Annotated in this window: 17 protein-coding genes; 7 read left to right on the plus strand and 10 right to left on the minus strand. The window is 68.4% G+C overall.

What is annotated here, in order from left to right; translation table 11 throughout:
- Positions 1–52 precede the first annotated feature (52 nt).
- The gene (locus tag AC07V5_RS15140; RefSeq protein ID WP_495116499.1) at positions 53–427 is read right to left on the minus strand and encodes an Mth938-like domain-containing protein; all 375 of its coding nucleotides are present in this window, start codon (positions 425–427) and stop codon (positions 53–55) included.
- A 133-nt stretch (positions 428–560) separates the two neighbouring features.
- Here AC07V5_RS15140 and AC07V5_RS15145 point away from each other — a divergent pair, with 133 nt between their 5' ends.
- From AC07V5_RS15145 to speD, 6 genes are all read left to right on the plus strand, one after another.
- A complete protein-coding gene (locus AC07V5_RS15145) occupies positions 561–1,787 on the plus strand; it encodes a pyridoxal phosphate-dependent aminotransferase (protein ID WP_495116500.1) in 1,227 nt (408 codons plus the stop codon).
- An 11-nt stretch (positions 1,788–1,798) separates the two neighbouring features.
- Positions 1,799–3,118 carry a homoserine dehydrogenase gene (locus AC07V5_RS15150; RefSeq protein WP_495116501.1) on the plus strand — a complete coding sequence of 440 codons (1,320 nt, stop codon included), beginning with the start codon at positions 1,799–1,801 and terminating at the stop codon, positions 3,116–3,118.
- 7 nt (positions 3,119–3,125) lie between these two features.
- Positions 3,126–4,517, plus strand: a complete 1,392-nt coding sequence (gene thrC / locus AC07V5_RS15155) for a threonine synthase (RefSeq protein ID WP_495116502.1) — start codon at positions 3,126–3,128, stop codon at positions 4,515–4,517.
- Entirely contained in the window at positions 4,510–5,718 is a 1,209-nt protein-coding gene (locus tag AC07V5_RS15160) for a molybdopterin molybdotransferase MoeA (protein ID WP_495116503.1), read from the plus strand. The genes thrC and AC07V5_RS15160 overlap by 8 nt, the downstream gene beginning before the upstream one ends.
- Before the next feature lie 78 nt (positions 5,719–5,796).
- Positions 5,797–6,051 carry a molybdopterin converting factor subunit 1 gene (gene moaD, locus AC07V5_RS15165; protein WP_495116504.1) on the plus strand — a complete coding sequence of 85 codons (255 nt, stop codon included), beginning with the start codon at positions 5,797–5,799 and terminating at the stop codon, positions 6,049–6,051.
- Positions 6,048–6,434: an adenosylmethionine decarboxylase gene (speD, locus tag AC07V5_RS15170; protein ID WP_495116505.1), complete on the plus strand. Its 387-nt coding sequence runs from the start codon at positions 6,048–6,050 to the stop codon at positions 6,432–6,434. Before moaD ends, speD begins: the two co-directional genes overlap by 4 nt.
- Here speD and AC07V5_RS15175 read toward each other — a convergent pair.
- From AC07V5_RS15175 to AC07V5_RS15185, 3 genes are read right to left on the minus strand one after another with little or no spacing between them, the layout of a single operon-like run.
- Positions 6,392–7,939, minus strand: coding sequence for a flavin monoamine oxidase family protein (locus AC07V5_RS15175; RefSeq protein ID WP_495116506.1), 1,548 nt, complete (start codon positions 7,937–7,939; stop codon positions 6,392–6,394). The genes speD and AC07V5_RS15175 overlap by 43 nt on opposite strands.
- A gap of 2 nt (positions 7,940–7,941) precedes the next feature.
- The gene (locus AC07V5_RS15180; RefSeq protein ID WP_495116507.1) at positions 7,942–9,495 is read right to left on the minus strand and encodes a polyamine aminopropyltransferase; all 1,554 of its coding nucleotides are present in this window, start codon (positions 9,493–9,495) and stop codon (positions 7,942–7,944) included.
- Positions 9,492–10,466, minus strand: coding sequence for a hypothetical protein (locus AC07V5_RS15185; RefSeq protein WP_495116508.1), 975 nt, complete (start codon positions 10,464–10,466; stop codon positions 9,492–9,494). Before AC07V5_RS15185 ends, AC07V5_RS15180 begins: the two co-directional genes overlap by 4 nt.
- A 190-nt stretch (positions 10,467–10,656) precedes the next feature.
- Between AC07V5_RS15185 and AC07V5_RS15190 the strand changes: the two genes are divergently transcribed.
- Positions 10,657–11,472 carry a PEP-CTERM sorting domain-containing protein gene (locus AC07V5_RS15190; protein WP_495116509.1) on the plus strand — a complete coding sequence of 272 codons (816 nt, stop codon included), beginning with the start codon at positions 10,657–10,659 and terminating at the stop codon, positions 11,470–11,472.
- Here AC07V5_RS15190 and AC07V5_RS15195 read toward each other — a convergent pair.
- From AC07V5_RS15195 to AC07V5_RS15220, 6 genes are all read right to left on the minus strand, one after another.
- Positions 11,469–11,819, minus strand: coding sequence for a YciI family protein (locus AC07V5_RS15195; RefSeq protein ID WP_495116510.1), 351 nt, complete (start codon positions 11,817–11,819; stop codon positions 11,469–11,471). The two genes, AC07V5_RS15190 and AC07V5_RS15195, sit on opposite strands and share 4 nt — an antisense overlap.
- Positions 11,819–13,153: a M48 family metallopeptidase gene (locus tag AC07V5_RS15200; protein WP_495116511.1), complete on the minus strand. Its 1,335-nt coding sequence runs from the start codon at positions 13,151–13,153 to the stop codon at positions 11,819–11,821. The genes AC07V5_RS15195 and AC07V5_RS15200 overlap by 1 nt, the downstream gene beginning before the upstream one ends.
- A 128-nt stretch (positions 13,154–13,281) precedes the next feature.
- On the minus strand, positions 13,282–13,965 hold the full coding sequence (locus AC07V5_RS15205; protein ID WP_495116512.1) for a hypothetical protein: 684 nt from the start codon (positions 13,963–13,965) through the stop codon (positions 13,282–13,284).
- A complete protein-coding gene (locus AC07V5_RS15210; RefSeq protein WP_495116513.1) occupies positions 13,958–14,179 on the minus strand; it encodes a DUF350 domain-containing protein in 222 nt (73 codons plus the stop codon). The genes AC07V5_RS15205 and AC07V5_RS15210 overlap by 8 nt, the downstream gene beginning before the upstream one ends.
- A 23-nt stretch (positions 14,180–14,202) precedes the next feature.
- Positions 14,203–15,792, minus strand: coding sequence for a DUF4178 domain-containing protein (locus AC07V5_RS15215; RefSeq protein ID WP_495116514.1), 1,590 nt, complete (start codon positions 15,790–15,792; stop codon positions 14,203–14,205).
- Positions 15,785–16,813 (minus strand): SPFH domain-containing protein, encoded by a 1,029-nt coding sequence (locus AC07V5_RS15220; RefSeq protein ID WP_495116515.1) that lies wholly within the window; start codon positions 16,811–16,813, stop codon positions 15,785–15,787. The genes AC07V5_RS15215 and AC07V5_RS15220 overlap by 8 nt, the downstream gene beginning before the upstream one ends.
- Positions 16,814–16,888 lie beyond the last annotated feature (75 nt).

Consider the following 16,888-nt stretch of genomic DNA (forward strand, 5'->3'; position numbering starts at 1 on the left):
CAAGCAATAGCCAGCGATTATAAGGCCTTGTCCTACTCCCGCCCCCGCCAGGTCATCCCTCGATCAATAGCGCGGCCAGCACATTGCGGCCTTCACTGGCCAGCACGTTGTAAGTGCGGCAGGCTGCGGCGAGGTCCATCACCTCGAAACCGATGCGTGATTCGACCAGCCCGCGCCACAGGGCCGGGTTCGGAAAACGCAGCCGGGCACCGCTTCCAAAGACGACCAGTTCCGGGTTCAGCGCCTTGATTGCTTCGAAATGCGCGGGTTGAAGTTCCTCGAAGCGCGAAGGCGACCAGGCGACGACGTCGCCCTTCCAGGGGACGAGGACGCTGGCCGTGTGCGGCCGGCCGTTGACCCAGACGCCACTGGTGTCGTGGCGCGAAATGCTGTTGCCGCCTTGCGGCTCGTCGAGCTGGAACTTCATTGAAAACAGGGCAGGAAGACGGGCGCGAGTGTCGCGCAGATCGGCAGGCCGCGTGCCCGGGCCTTGCTTAAACTCCAAGGCTCACCTTTTAGCCCTTTCTTGCACTGCAGCAAACGCTGCGCCGGAGCCCCTTTTGAAGCCCATTGCCAAGTCCAGCAAGCTCGCCAGCGTCAGCTATGACATCCGCGGCCCCGTGCTGGACAAGGCGCGCCAGATGGAGGAAGAGGGCCAGAAGATCATCAAGCTGAACATCGGCAACACGGCGGTGTTCGGCCTGACGCCGCCGGACGAGATCGTGCAGGACATGATCCGCAACCTGGCTGATGCCGGTGGCTACACCGACAGCAAGGGCCTGTTCGCGCCGCGCAAGGCGGTCGTGCACTACACGCAGCAGCAGGGCGTCAAGGGTGTCACCGTCGACGACGTGTACCTCGGCAACGGCGCCTCCGAGCTGATCCAGATGTCGATCAACGCGCTGCTCAACGACGGCGACGAGATCCTCATCCCCGCGCCGGACTTCCCGCTCTACACGGCCGTGGTCGGCCTGTCGGGCGGCCGCCCGGTGCACTACCTGTGCGACGAGGGCGCCGGCTGGCTGCCGGACCTGGCGGACATCGAATCCAAGATCAGCCCGCGCACCCGCGGCATCATGGTCTGCAACCCGAACAACCCCACCGGCGCGCTCTACCCGACGGACCTGCTGCTGGGCATCATCGAGCTCGCGCGCCGCCACCAACTCGTCATCTTTGCCGACGAGATCTACGACAAGACGCTGTACGACGGCAACACCCATACCGCCATGGCATCGCTGGCCGATGACGTGCTCTTCATCACCTTCAACGGCCTGTCCAAGAACTACCGCGCCTGCGGCTACCGCGCCGGCTGGATGATCGTCAGCGGCGAGAAGCGCCATGCCCGCGACTACATCGAGGGCCTGAACATGCTGGCCTCGCTGCGCCTGTGCTCCAACACGCCGGGTCAACTGGCGATCCAGACGGCGCTGGGTGGTTACCAGAGCATCAAGGACCTCGTTGCGCCGACCGGGCGGCTGTGCCACCAGCGCGACCTGGCCTACGAGCTGCTGACGCAGATCCCCGGCGTCAGCGTCGTCAAGCCCAAGGCAGCGCTCTACATGTTCCCGCGGCTGGACCCCAAGGTCTATCCGATCAAGGACGACCAGCAGTTCGCCTACGAGCTGCTGGCCGAGGAGAAGGTGCTCATCGTCCAGGGTACCGGCTTCAACTGGCCTGAGCACGATCATTTCCGCCTGGTGTTCCTGCCGAACGTGGACGACCTGCGCGAAGCCATTGGCCGCATCGACCGATTTCTTGCCGGGTATCGCCGGCGTGTTTCTTCCTGAGAGCGTTGCAGATGAAAGCTATTCAAGTTGGCCTGATCGGCCTCGGCACCGTCGGTGCCGGCACCTTCCACGTCTTGCAGCGCAACCAGGCCGAGATTCGCGGCCGCGCCGGCCGGGGCATCGAGATTGCGATGGTGTCCGCCCGCAACGCCGAGCGCGCCAAGGCCTACCAGGCCATCGTCGGTGACGGCGTGCCCTGCGTCGGCGACGCGCAGCAGCTCGTCAACAACCCGGCCATCGACATCGTCGTCGAGCTGATCGGCGGCATCGAGCCGGCGCGCTCGCTGGTGCTGCAGGCGATCGCCAACGGCAAGCATGTCGTCACCGCCAACAAGGCGCTGCTGGCCTTGCACGGCACCGAGATCTTCGAGGCCGCCCGTGAAAAGGGCGTCGTCGTCGCCTTCGAGGCGGCCGTGGCCGGTGGCATTCCCATCATCAAGGCGCTGCGCGAAGGCCTGACGGCCAACCGCATCGAGTGGATCGCCGGCATCATCAACGGCACCACCAACTTCATCCTGTCGGAGATGCGCAGCAAGGGCTTGGACTTCAGCGTCGTGCTGAAGGAAGCCCAGCGCCTGGGCTATGCCGAGAGCGACCCGACCTTCGACATTGAAGGCGTCGACGCCGCCCACAAGCTGACGTTGATGAGCGCCATCGCCTTCGGCGTGCCGGTGCAGTTCGACAAGGCCCATGTCGAGGGCATCAGCAGCCTGCAGGCCACCGACATCAAGTACGCCGAGCAGCTCGGCTACCGCATCAAGCTGCTGGGCATTACGCGCCGCCGTGACAACGGGATTGAGTTGCGCGTGCACCCCACGCTGATCCCGTCCAGCCGCCTCATCGCCAACGTCGAAGGCGCGATGAACGCTGTTGTCGTGCAGGCCGATGCAGTCGGCACGACGCTCTACTACGGCAAGGGCGCCGGCGCCGAGCCCACCGCTTCGGCCGTGGTCGCCGACCTGGTGGATGTGACCCGCCTGGCGACCGCCGACCCCGATCACCGCGTGCCGCATCTGGCCTTCCAGCCCGACGCGATGAGCGACACCCCCATCCTCGAGATGGCCGACGTGCACACCGCTTTCTACCTGCGCCTCGTCGTGGCCGACCAGCCGGGCGTGCTGTCACGCATCACCACCATCCTGGCCGAGCACGACATCTCCATCGACGCCGTGCTGCAGCGCGAGTCCGGCGAAGGCGAGCGCCAGACCGACCTCATCATCCTGACGCACGACACCGTCGAGGGTCGCATGAACGAGGCCTTGGCCAAGATGCAGGGCCTGCCCACGGTCCTTGCCCCCATCGTCCGCATCCGCAAGGAAGAACTGGCCTGAGCCCGACATGAAGTACATCAGCACCCGCGGCGACCAGACCGAGCGCGGCTTCTCCGACATCCTGCTGGAAGGCCTTGCCCCCGACGGCGGCCTCTACCTGCCCAAGGCCTACCCGAAGGTCGACGCGGCGACGCTGACACGCTGGCGCGGCCTGGCCTATGCCGACCTCGCCTTCGAGATCCTGTCGCTCTACATCGACGACATCCCGGCCGATGACCTGCATGCGATCACGCGCAAGGTCTACACGGCCGAGGTCTTCGGCACGGAGCAGATCACGCCGCTGACCTGGCTGGGCGATCGCATCGCCCTGCAAGGCCTGTCCAACGGCCCCACGCTGGCCTTCAAGGACATGGCCATGCAACTGCTCGGCGCGCTGTTCGAGTACGAACTTGGCCGCCGCGGCGAGACGCTGAACATCCTGGGCGCCACCTCGGGCGACACCGGCAGCGCCGCCGAGTATGCCATGCGCGGCAGATCAGGCGTCAACGTCTTCATGCTCAGCCCCGACGGCCGCATGAGCCCTTTCCAGCAGGCGCAGATGTTCAGCCTGCAGGACGAGAACATCCACAACATCGCCGTGGAAGGCGTGTTCGACGACTGCCAGGACATCGTCAAAGCGGTGTCCAACGACCTCGCTTTCAAGCGTGAGCACCGCATCGGCACGGTCAACTCCATCAACTGGGCGCGGCTGCTGGCCCAGGTCGTCTACTACTTCGCCGGCTACTTCCAGGCGACCAAGACGAACGCGGAGAAGGTCAGCTTCACGGTGCCGTCGGGCAACTTCGGCAACGTCTGCGCCGGCCACGTGGCGCGCATGATGGGCCTGCCCATCGCCAAGCTCGTCGTTGCGACGAACGAGAACGATGTGCTCGACGAGTTCTTCCGTACCGGCGCCTACCGCCCGCGCGGCACGGCCGACACGCACGAGACCTCCAGCCCGTCGATGGACATCTCCAAGGCCAGCAACTTCGAGCGCTTCGTGTTCGACCTGTTCGGCCGCGACGGCGCGCGCGTGAAGCAACACTTCGGTGCCGGCCAGTTCGAGCTGAGTGCCGGCGAGCATGCCGACATCGCCGGCTTCGGTTTCATCTCCGGCCGCAGCACGCACGCCGACCGCGTGGCCACTATCCGCCGCTGCCATGCCGAGCACGGCGTCATCATCGACCCGCACACAGCCGACGGCCTCAAGGTGGCGCTGGAAAAGCGCGAGCCCGGCGTGACCATGCTGGTGCTGGAAACGGCGCTGCCGGCCAAGTTCGCCGCCACCATCCACGAGGCCCTGAGCATCGAGCCGCCCCGGCCCGCCGGCCTGGAAGGCATTGAGGAACTGCCCAAGCGCGTGAAGGTCATGCCGGCCGATGTGGCGCAGGTGAAGGCCTACATTCACGCCCATGTCTGAAGCCAAGAAGTCTCCGCTGATACCGCTGGACGAAGCACTGGCCCGGCTGCTGGCCGAGGCCTTACCGCTGGCCGAGCGTGAGACGCTGGCGACCAGCGCCGCCGCCGGCCGAGTGCTGGCGGCTGACCTGATCTCGCCGGTCGACGTGCCACCGGCCGACAACTCGGCGATGGACGGTTATGCCTTGCGCGCCGCCGACGCCGGCCAGCCGCTTCCCGTCACCCAGCGCATCCCCGCCGGCAGCGTACCCGTGCCGCTGCCGCCCGGTGAAGCGGCGCGCATCTTCACCGGCGCCCATGTGCCGCCGGGTGCCGACACCGTCGTCATGCAGGAATTCACCGAACTGGTGGGCGACAAGGTCAGCGTGACCCAGCCCATCACCGCCGGCGCCAATGTGCGTCTGCGTGGCGAGGACGTGCGTGCCGGTGCGGTGGTGCTGCCTGCGGGCACGCGGCTGGACGCAGTCGCCGTGGGCCTGGCTGCTACCGCCGGCGCAGCTCAGTTGACCGTGGCACGCCGCCCGCGCGTGGCGCTGTTCTCGACCGGCGACGAGCTCGTCATGCCCGGCGAGCCGCTGCCGCCCGGCGCGATCTACAACTCCAACCGCTTCACGCTGCGCGCCCTGCTCGAAGGCCTGGGTTGCGAGGTCATCGACCTCGGCATCGTGCCGGACCGTCTCGATGCCACCCGCGCCGCGCTGCGCGAAGCGGCGTCCAAGGCCGACGTCATCCTGACCTCGGGCGGCGTGTCGGTCGGTGAGGAAGACCATCTGCGCCCCGCCGTGCAGGCTGAGGGCCAGCTCGACCTCTGGGCCATCGCCATCAAGCCCGGCAAGCCTTTCGCTTATGGCCGCGTGGGTGAGGCGCACTTTATTGGCCTGCCCGGCAACCCGGTGTCCAGCCTGGTGACCTTCCTGGTGCTCGTGCGCCCCTTCCTGCTGAAGCTGCAGGGCGCCACGCGCGTGGCACCGCGCGGCTACCGCATCGCCGCCGGCTTCGACTGGCCCAAGCCCGACAAGCGCCGCGAGTTCCTGCGCGTGCGCCTGGACGAAGAGGGCGGCCTGGCCATGTTCGGCAACCAGAGCAGCGGCGTGCTGACCTCGGCCTTCTGGGCCGACGGCCTGCTCGACAACCCCGCCGGCCAGGCTTTCAAGGCTGGTGACGCGGTGCGCTTCATCCCCTTCTCGGAACTGCTGGCATGACACCCACCCCCACGCTCGCTTCGCTCTCTGCCCCCCGAGGGGTGCGTCAGCGCCTTCGGGCGGCCGGGCGCCGCTGACATGATCACCGTCAAGCTGCGCTTCTTCGCCTCGCTGCGCGAAAAACTCGGCGAGGGTGAGGCTCTCACGCTGCCCGATGGCAGCACGGTTGCCGCGGCGCGCGAGGCGCTGCTGGCACGCGGTGGCGTCCACGCCGAGGCACTGGCCCGCGGTCGCGCGGTGCGCGCGGCGCTGAACCAGAAGATGTGCGCCGAATCTGCCGTGCTGGTGGAGGGCGACGAACTGGCCTTCTTCCCTCCCGTCACCGGCGGATGAACGGCCTGCACCTGACGGCCGACCTGCACGGCGTCGACCCGACGTTGGCGGTCATGCGCGACGCCGACGCGCTCGCCGCACTGTGCCGCGATGCCGTGACCCGTTCGGGGCTCACCGGCGTCGCCGAACTCTTCCACCGCTTTGCGCCCAAGGAAGAGCAGAGCGGCGTCACGGGCGTCGTGCTGCTGGCCGAATCGCATCTGGCCGTGCACACCTGGCCCGAACTGGGCGGCGTGACGCTGGACGTCTATGTCTGCAACTACGGCGCCGACAACAGCGCCAAGGCCGAGGCGCTGCTCGATGCGCTGCTGAAGGCCTTTGCGCCGCACGAGGCCCAGGTTCAGAGGCTGAGCCGCGCCGCCGCCTCGACGCCGGCCGTGTAGGCCTCTTCAAACACCGAGTACCCCGCCAGATCGCTGTGCGCGAAGACAACGCGGCCGCGTTGGGCGTTCAGCGCGGCCAGCTCTGGCGAGCCGCGCAGGCCTGGCGTCGGGATGCTCATGGCATGGCCGAAGCGGCACAGGTCCACGCGTGCCAACTTGGCTGGCAGGTCGGGGTGGGTGGCCGCGAGTTCGGTGGTGACGACCTGGGCCCAGTGCTGCCAGGGCTTGGCCAGCAGGTCGCCGCGGCTGGTAGCGGGCAGCGCGAAGTAGGCCGTCAGCAACGGTGTGCGCGGCGGTGTGGGGTCCAGCGCCTGGTGGCGGGCGTCGACATAGCCGAGCGCCGTGGAGCCGTAGCGCACGTTGTCCCAGGACGGTGGCGCACCGGCGCGGTCCAGCAGCGGCTCGCGCAGCAGCAGGTTGGCCGTCAGCCAGGGCGCGTGGGGCTGCTTCAGCGTGCGCAGCGCGTCAGGCGGCGAGGCCAGCAGCCGCGCCGAGATGAATAGCGGCGCTGCCATCACGACGGCGCGGGCGGCCCAGCGCTCGGGCGCACCGGTCGCCTCGTTCCAGGCCAGCAATTCGACGCCGTGCTTGCCCTCGCTCACGCGCAGCACGCTGCGGCCGAGGTGGGTGCGCTGTTGCAAAGGCTCGGCGATGCGAGCGCTGAGCCAACCGTTGCCCTCGGCCCAGGTCAGCACGGGCTCGCGCTCGGCGGCCTCGTCGCCCGGTGCGTGGAAGCCATGGCGGCTGGCGAAGTAGTGCAGGCCCGCCCAGGCCGAGACCGTGTCGGCGCCGGCGCCGAAGTCGTCGCGGCAGCAGTAGTCGAGATACCAGCGCAGGCGGGTGTCGGTCAGCGCATTCGCGTCCAGCCAGGCGGCAAACGTCTGGGCGTCCAGCGCGGCATGGCCCGGTGCCCAGCGTGAGCGACGCGTGGGCATGGCGAAGCCGAGTTCGTGCTGGGCCTGGGTGACCAGGGTGGAGAAGCGCCGGTACTGCTCGCGCGCCGCCGCCGACTCGGGCGGCGGCAGCAGGCCGTCGTGCCATTCGCCATCGATGAAGAGGCGTTCCTGCGGGCTGTGGCACAGGTGGCGCTCGTCCCATTCGGTGCGGCCCAGCACCTGGCGAGCCAGGCCCAGCTCATGCAGCAGCTCGCTAACCTCGTGAGCCTCAGCGCCGGGCAGGGGCAGGTAGTGGGCACCGAGCGGGCAGGGCGAGCCGGCCACGCGGTGGCCGCGGCTGTTGCCGCCGGCCTGGTCTTCGAGGTCGAGCAGGGCGACGTCGTCGACGCCGCGCTTGGCCAGGGCCCGCGCGCAGGCCAGGCCGGCGATGCCGGCGCCGACGATGACCACATCGGCTTTGCGCAGCGGCCCGTTGGCCTGCGGCAGTTCGCCGCGCAGCCGGTGGCCGCGCTCGGGATGCGTGCCGACCCAGCCGCCTTGCAAGGGCGCAGCGTCGGGCGTGCAGCCTGCCGTGGCGAGGCCGGCCAGCAGCAGCTCGCGCCGCTTCATCATCAATGCACCTTGCCCCACTCGGCCTCGAATTCCTGCACCAGCACCTGGTTGGACAGCCGGTTCACCTCGGTCGGCACTCGTGCCATGTCGGGCGGGAAGTCCAGCAGCGCCGGCAGGCTCTGCGGGCTCAGGAAGCGCAGGCCCTGCGGGAAGGCGGTGGGCAGCCTGAAGGGCCGGCGCGAGGCCAGCACGAAGCCCCATTCGCCGAAGCTGGGCACATGGGCGTGGTACGGCGTCGTTGTCAGGCCCGTGGCCTCGATGGTCGTGACGACGGTCCAGAAACTGCGCCGTGCGATCAGCGGCGACGTGGTCTGCACGACGGCATAGCCGCCCGCTGAGAGGCGCTGGTCGACGAGCTCGTAGAAGCTGGCCGTGTAGAGCTTGCCCAGGGCGAAGTTGGACGGGTCGGGGAAGTCGATGACGATGACGTCGAAGGTCTCGTGCTGCTGCTCCAGCCAGCCGAAGGCGTCGGCGTTGACGATGCGCAGCTTGGGTGACGACAGCGCGTGGCCGTTCAGCGCCGACAGCTTGGCGTTGTCGCGGAACAGCGTGGTCATCAGCGGGTCCAGCTCGACGAGGGTGACCTGCTCGACGCTGGCGTACTTCAGCACCTCGCGCACCGCCATGCCGTCGCCGCCGCCCAGTACCAGCACGCGCTTCGGTGCCCCGTGCGCCGCCATGGCGGGCTGCACCAGGGCCTCGTGATACCGGTACTCGTCCTTGGAGTGGAACTGCAGGTTGCCGTTCAGGAACAGCCGCGTGCCGGCGTGCCCGTCGGTGACGACGATGCGCTGGTAGGCGCTGCTCTGCTTGAAGACGATGTGCTCGCCGTAGAAGCGGTCCTCGGCCCAGGTGGTCAGCTGCTCGGCGCCAGCCAGTGCGGCCAGCAACAGCAGGGCTGACAGCGCGCAGGCGGCCGCGTGGGCGCGCTTGGCGCGCAGGTCGGCGCGGAACAGCCACAGCGCCCAGATCGCCACGGCAACGTTCAGCAGGCCGAAGGCGACGCCGGTGCGCACGAGGCCCAGGTGGGGCACCAGCACGAGGGGGAACGCCAGCGCGACGAGCAGCGCGCCGAGGTAGTCGAAGGTCAGCACCTGCGAGACCAGGTCCTTCAGGCCATAGCGCGCGCTGAAGTGGCGCTTCAGGATGCGCATGACCAGCGGGATCTCCAGCCCCACCAGCGTGCCCACCAGCAGCACCAGCGCGTACAGCAGTACGCGGAATGCCATGGCCTCGCCCGGTGGCAGCAGGCTGTGCACGGCGAACAGGGCAGCCGGCATCAGCCCGCCGACAACGCCGACGAGCAGCTCCACCTGCAGGAAGACGCCCACGAGCTGGCGCTCGACGAAGCGCGACAGCCAGGAGCCCAGGCCCATCGCGAACAGGTAGACGCCGATGACCGTGGAGAACTGCAGCACCGAGTCACCGAGCAGATAGCTCGCGAGCGCGCCCGCCGCCAGCTCGTAGACCAGGCCGCAGGCCGCGATGACGAAGACGCTGGCGAGCAGCAGCAGCTCGGCCAGCGAGGCGCGCGAGTGGGGCTGCTCGGTCACGGCTTGGGTGGGGTCAGCAGCACCGAGAAGGCCAGGCGCTTGCCGTCGGGGCTGGCGGTGATGTTGCGGATGGCGCCGCCCAGGTCGGCGAGCTCAGCGAAGGGCTGGAAACCGCCGCCCGGCTTGCCGTCCCAGCGCAGCAGCAGGTTGCCGCGCGCCATCAGCATGGAGCCATCCGGCAGCCAGACAAAGTATTGGCTGCGGTTGGGGTCCTTCTCACCTTCGGGGCCGACGGGCGTCTCCACCAGCACCTGCGGCTGGGCGTCGCCCTCGCCCATCGCGCAGATGCGCCAGTGGGCCGGGTCGGTCTGGTCGACGAAGCTGGCGCGCTTGCCGTCGGGCGTGCGGCCAAGAGACCGGCCAGGCTTGGTGGTCAGCGGCGTCGTCTTGCCGGTGGTGCGGTTGAACAGCACGGCCTGGTGGGCGTTGCGCTCGGCCACGTCGTCGACGAGGAAGAGGGCCAGGCGCTGCTCGTCGATCCACGCGTGATAGCCGACCCGCATCACGGGAACGGCCGGGGCGATCTCCTTGCCGTCCCAGCCGAATCGCCACAGCGACGGCTCCTTGGTCTCGATGCCGTAGTTCGGGTCGGCGTTGACGACGCGAATGGCGGAGAAGCCACTGCCGTCCGGCAGAGGTGTGGGCGAGTAGAGGTTGTGTGGCACGGCTGTCACTGCCGCCGTCTTTCCGCTGGCGATGTCATGGCGGTAGACGTTGTTGGAGCCCGTGCGGTCCGAGGCGAACAGCACGGCGCTGCCGTCGCGCGTGAAGGACGGCTGGAAGTTGGCGCCCTTGCCGGGGGTGATGTTGCGCACCTCGCCCACAGTGCCGGCGGCCAGGTCCAGCCGGGCCAGGAAGAGGCCGACATCGGGCTTGGCGTCGGCAGCCTCGACGGACGCCGTGAACAGGGCGATGACAGGCGTGGCCAGCGCCTGAAGGGCGAGGCGGCGGGTCGGAGCCGGCAATGACATGGCGGGCCTTTGCGAGAGGTGGATGGAACGAGGCGCGCGCAGTCTAAGCGGGCGGTTTGCCTAAAACCGGACACGAGACCACGGGGGCCGGCCGTCCCGTCTTCATGGGGCGCTGCGGCTGGCGTCGCGCCGGGCCGACGGACACACTGCTGCCGGCGTGTTCAGACATGGAGCTACAGCGATGACGACGATGGACAAGAGACTGGTAGGCCTGTTGCTGGGCATGGGTCTGGGCATGGGCATGGCGGCCGCCCAGGCTGCGCCGACGCTGTGGGTGTACGGCGCCTACGGCTACAGCAACCCCACCACCGGCGCGAACTACAACATCTTCACGCCGGGCAACCTGACTCACGTGGACGCCAATGCCTCCTTCGCCTCCATGGCCAGCATGAATGGGCCCGTGGCCCAGGCCTATGTGGGCACCTCGGGCTCCATGTACACGGGCTTGCCCAATGCCAACGCACAGGCGTCCGCGGCGGTGCAGTACGACTTCTATGTGGTCAACGGGCTGACCTTCAGCGACCTCGTGCCCATCACCGTCAAGGGACAGGCCTTCATGTCCGGCACGAGCGACGCGGTGGCCAGCGGCTATGCGCGCGTGGTGCATTCGAACACGCTGGGCGGCGTGAACAACGGATCCTTCGGCAACCAGGTCACCAACTGGACCTGTGGTGGTGGCGGCAGCGATTGCGGCCTGTTCGATTTCGAATACACCTTCTACGTCAGTGCGTTCGCGTTCGGCCAGCCCGGCGAGATCGCGCGCGTCAACCTGCTGGCCGCGGCGAGGCTGAACAACTCGCTCTACGCGACGCAGGCCAGCGCCTGGGTCGACCCCATCATCACCATCGACCCGGCCTATCTCGCCAGCCATCCCGGTGCGGCGCTGGTTTACGACCCGTCGATCACGAACGCGATCGGCGTCGTGCCCGAGCCAAGCGTGGGTGCGCTGTTGCTGGCCGGGCTGGCCGTCGTCGGCACGCGTCTGCGCCGCCGCCAGGGCCGCTAGAACGACACCGGCTGGGGCAGGGCCTTGCTCCAGTAGAAGATGTCCCAGCCGGCGCGCAGGCCGCCGGTGGTGAAGGGGTCGGTGGCGATCAGGGCTTCCACGGCGGCTTTGCTCGGCGCGCGCACCACCCACAGGCCACCGACGGGCGTGTCCTCGGGCGACTCGCGCAGCGAACCGATGGCCCTCACCATCTCGGCGTTCGCTGCCGCCCATTCCAGATGGGCCTGCAGCAGTTGCCGGCGCAGTTCGCCCACGCCGGGCCGGTCGTGAAAGCGCACGGCGAACAGCGTCCAGTCCTCGTGGGCGTTGGTCGTCAGGGCGGTGAAGTCGTGTTGTGGCGTCGTCATCAGGGCGTGCCCATGGCCTCGCGCCAGCGCATCGCGTCGTGGACGCGGTGACGGGTACTGGGGTGATGGAAGAAGATGATTTCCTCGATCGGGCCGGGGGAAGCCTTGCGGTATTCCACCAGGCGCAACTGGGCCTCGGCAAAGCCGTGTGGTTCGCGCGTCAGGTTCAGGGCGAAGCGGTCGGCCTCGATCTCCTGCATGCGCGTGATGCTGTGGTTGATCGGCGTTGCGAGCGTGAAGAAGACCGACAGCACGGCAACCAGCATCGGCAGGCCCGCCACGTCGTCGATGCGGCTCACGCCGGTGGCACCGGCAAAGCGCGCGAGCAGGCGCTTCATGGCCCAGGCCACGACGGCGAAGCCGACGAAGATCAGCGGCGTCAGCATCGCGATGTTCTTGGCCATGTGATTCATCACATAGTGGCCGAGCTCATGGCCCATGACGGCGCGAATCTCGGCCTCGGACGTGCGGCGCAGCAGGTTGTCGTTCAGCCGCACGGCGGCAGAGCCCAGCAGGCCGGACACATTGGCGCTGATGCGCGTCGTCTGCCGTGAGGCATCGAAGACGTAGACGTTGTCCACCGGCACGCCGTTGGCGTGGGCCATCTGCAGGATGGACGCCTTGACGGGGCCGTCCTCGATCGGCTTGTAGGTGTTGAAGGCCGGCTGGATGAGCACGGGCGAGATGGCGATCAGCGTGATGAGCGCCGCGATGCCGCCGGCCGTGCCCCAGATCCACCAACGCTCGCCCGCACGGCGGATGACCGCATAGAGCCCGGCGACGACGAGGCCCATCATCACCATGTCGAAGACCTGGGATAGCGCCGCCTCGCCCAGCCAGGCGAAGAAGGTCTGCGTCGACATGCCATAGGCCTGCTCGCGCCACCAGCCGCTGTAGATGGCCAGGGGCAGCGTCAGCACGGCCGAGGCCAGCACGAAGGCGGCGCCGAACAGCATGTCGCGCCGCACAGGCCCGCGCCCGACGCGCTGGGCCCAGTCGCGCATGCGCGCTGCCCGTCGCCCGCTCATGAGGACGACCGCGACGCCCAGGCCGAACAGCAACTCCCAGAGCAGCAGCCAGTAGCCGCCGGTGTAGTAGGCGTCGGACTTGGCCACGACGTCGGCGGGCAGGCGGTCCAGATAGGCCTGGGTGGCGGCCTCGGCGTTGCGGGGCAGGGCGGCGCGCCAGGCGTCGTCGACGGGGCGGATCTTGAAGCCGGAAGCTTGAGCGGTGGCGTCGGCCTTCTGGACCTGGGCCGCGGTGCTGTCCGCGTCAGCGGCGTGGGCCAGCGTGAGGCTGAGCGCCAGGGCGGCTGCGGTCAACCATGTCTTCATCGAGTCCTCCTGTTTTTGAAGCGGCGCGATTGTGGCGACGCTCGCCCCACCGGGAGGCCCGGTGCGACAGGCTGCGTGCGGGAAGGTTTGGACGGTTTTATTGTCCGATGGCCGGTGGCGAGCCTGCCCTACCCGCAACGGACGTCGCGGGCGCTGGCCGGGCCTGTCAGCGCCCAGCCCCTGGCGCCATGCGTCAGGCGCACGGTGGCCGTCGTGGCTTGCGCGCCAGGGCAGAACTTCAGGTAGGAGTGGCTGTAAAGCTCCAGCTCGGCAACTTCACTGCCTATCCAGCGCCGGAAGGTGAAGAGGCCGTAGTCCGCATGCTTGAGGTGAGCGCGCCGCAGGAGCTGGTCACCGCTGATCTGCCAGATGAAGACACCCTCCGGCCCGAATGCCTCCCAGTGCAGCGCAGTGACGGCGTAGCGGCCATCCGGCGAGACTTCGGGCGGGGCATAGACCTCGATCTTCTTGCCGGTCGCGCGCGATACCCAGAAAAGACTCTCGTGCTCGTAGGCCTTGCCGGACACGACGAAGAAGCTGCCGTCGCGCGTGACGCCGGTCAGGCGGAAGTCCACGTACTCGGCGGCGTGGGCGTCGTCCTCGGGATGAACGCTGTCGAAGCGGGCAGTCTGGCCGTTCGTCGCGCTGAGCTGCAGCCGCAGCCCCTGGCGCGCGGCGGCGGGAGCCAGCGCGGACAACTGCCCGGCCTCCTTGACTGCGGCGTCGTCGCCTTGAGCCACAGCTCGGCCGTTGCCGGCCAGCAAGGCCAGGCTCAGCAGCCCCGCGGAAATCAACTGCCTGCGGTCACCCATGGATCGCCGCAGCGACGATGTTGCCGATGGACAGGCACATCGCGCCGACGACGATGGCGAGCGCAATGTTCTTGTGCTCGACGAGTTCTTCCCACAGCTTGTAGGGCGTGATCTTGTCGACGATGACAAAGGAGATCCAGAAGATGGCGACGCCGATGACGGCATACATCGTCGAGCCGAGGATGACTTCGGGTTTGAGCCAGTCGAGGGTCATGTGAGTGCTCCTGGGGTGTCGTCTTACTTGTGGCCGCCGCCACCGCTGCTGTAGCCACCATAGCTGCCGCCGCTGTTACCGCTGCCGAAATAGCCACTGCTTCGCGAACTGCTGCGGCATTGGCGGTACTCGTTGCTGTTCTCGCCGAAGCTGGTCTTGTACTGCTGGCAGTCGTCGCTGGAGCAGGCACGCATCAGCGCGAACAGCAGCACGATGACGAAAAGGGCGATGACGATGTTGCGCAGCAGGTTGCCGCCGCTCTTGAAGGCCGAAGTGTCGCGCGCGAACTGCACCGCCGGCCCCACCAGGCCGAAAGCGTTCTTCACGGTCTCGGCTGGCATCGGGCGGCCGCCGCTCCAGGTGATCTCGGGGCCTTGGCTCTCGCGGCTCAGCAGGTATTGGCCGTCGCGCGTGATGTAGTCGGCCACCTGCACGCGGTCTTCCAGCCGCACGGGCCAGTAGAACTCGCCCAGCACATGGGTAGTCTTGGCCTCGTAGACCCAACGCTGCGTGTAGGCGCGGTTCTGCCAGGTCACGCCGGCGTCGCGGCCGGACGCGGGCGCACCGGTCAGCGTGCGTACGAAGCTCCAGCCCTCGCGCGTGTCGACAAGGAAGGCGAAGCCCGCGAGGCGGTTGAAGAGCAGGTATTCGCGCCAGAAGCTCTGCTCGTCGTCGGCATCCTGGGGGATGTCGCAGCGCTCCTGGTAGCCGACGACCTGCCAGGCCTGGGGCTTGTCGCCGTCGATGGCCAGCGTGCCGCTGCGGCCCAGCGGAATCAGCGGCGGCAGGCCGCGGTCTTGTGGCGTGAAGCCCAGTGCCTTGGACTCACCCTCGGGCAGGTCGACAACCGCGTTGCACTGGGCGCAGACCATGCTCTTGGTCTGCGAGAGCTTGGGCTCCAGCGGCGCGCCGCAGCTGGGGCAGCCGATGCTGCGGCCCTTGAACTTGGCCTCGGCCACGGACTCGCCCTCGGCCGTCGTGCGCAGGCCTTGCAAGGCCAGGTCCGCGAGTTGCACGGCCCGGCCGACCGACCAGACCGGCGCGCCGTCCTCGCGGTACTCCAGCGTGCCGACCTCGCCCTGGGCGTTGCGCAGCTCGACGATGCGGCCCGCCCGCGGCACGCGCGGCAGCTCGCCTTCGGCCGCGCGCAGGGCGGCCTGCACGACGGCGGCCACCTGCCAGCGCTGGCCGGCCAGCGTCAGCGGCAGGCCGATGCCAGGGGCTTCGGGCGGTGTGTCCGAAAGCGGCGCTTCCAGGCTGAGGACGAACTGGCCGTTGTCCTCGCTGAGCCAGGCGACGCGCGGGGTGTCACCGCTGGCATCGAACAGCAGATGCCATTCGTTCCAGTTGCCCAGCTCGGAGCCGCGCTGCACGCGGCCGACGACGGCAAAGCCCTGGCCCATCCAGCGGCCGCTCGCGCCGAGCTGCAGCGGGGAATAGTCCTCAAAGATCTCGGCGCTCTGGCCGATGCGGGAGAGCGTGTCGCCGTCGCGCAGCAGCGTGCTGCGGCAAAAGCCGCAGACGGCGCTGGCCGACGCGGCGCTCGCGAACTCGACGGGCGCGCCGCAATTCGGGCATGCCGCCCGCCAGCGGCGCTGGGCTTGTTCAGCCAAGCTTCTTCAGGAGGTCCGCTTTTTTGGCGGCGAATTCCTCGTCGGTCAGGATGCCCTTGGCCTTGAGGTCGCCGAGCTTTTCCAGCAGCGAGACGATGTCCTCAGGCTTGCTGGCTGCAGGCGCAGGCGCCGCGGTGCCGACGCCGGCCAGGCCCTGGCCCAGCGTCTGCGCCAGCGTCTGGCCCAGGGCCACACCGGCGCCCAGGCCGATGGCCTCGCCAGCGATGCCGCTGCCGCCACCACCACCCTTTGCCATCTCCGGCAGCGCCTGTGCGGCCTGGTACTGCATGAACTGGCCCATGTTCTGGCCAATGATGCCCATGCCGATGCGCTGGTCGAGGATTTTCTGCAGCTCTTCGGGCAGGGAGACGTTCTGCATCGTCACCGACAGCAGCTCCAGGCCCAGCGCGGTGAAGGCCGGCGCGGTGGCGTTCTTCAGCGCGGCGGCGAACTCGACCTGATTGGCGGCCAGGTCCAGGAAGGGCGTGCCGCTGCTGGCCACGGCGTCGCTGATGTGCTGCAGCATGGTGCCGCGCAGCTGGCCTTCCAGCTCCTGCACCGTGTAGCGCTCGCGCGTGCCGGAGATCTGGCTGTGGAAGACCTTCGGGTCCTGCACACGGTAGGCGTAGTTGCCGAAGGCACGCAGGCGCACGGCGCCGAAGTCCTTGTCGCGGATGGCCACCGGCTGGCTGGTGCCCCAGCGCTGGTCGATCTGCTGGCGGGTGCTGAAGAAGTAGACGTCGCTCTTGAAGGGCGACTCGAAGAGCTTGTCCCAGTTCTTCAGGTAGGTCAGCACCGGCAGGGTCTGGGTCGTCAGCTTGTGGGTGCCGGGGCCGAAGACGTCGGCCACCTGGCCTTCGTTGACGAAGACGGCGACCTGGGATTCGCGCACCACCAGCTGGCCGCCGTTCTGAATTTCCATGCCGGACATCGGGAAGCGCCAGGCCAGCGTGCCGTCGCTGTCCTCGGTCCACTGGATGACGTCTATGAACTGTTTCTTGATGAAATCCATCAGGGCCATGTTGGTACCTGTGAGCGGTGAAAAGGGAATGACGACGAGTATCCGGCGGCGGCGGAAGACTTCAACGGCCAAACA

It is taken from the genome of Roseateles sp. GW821-FHT02E12, assembly GCF_059421665.1.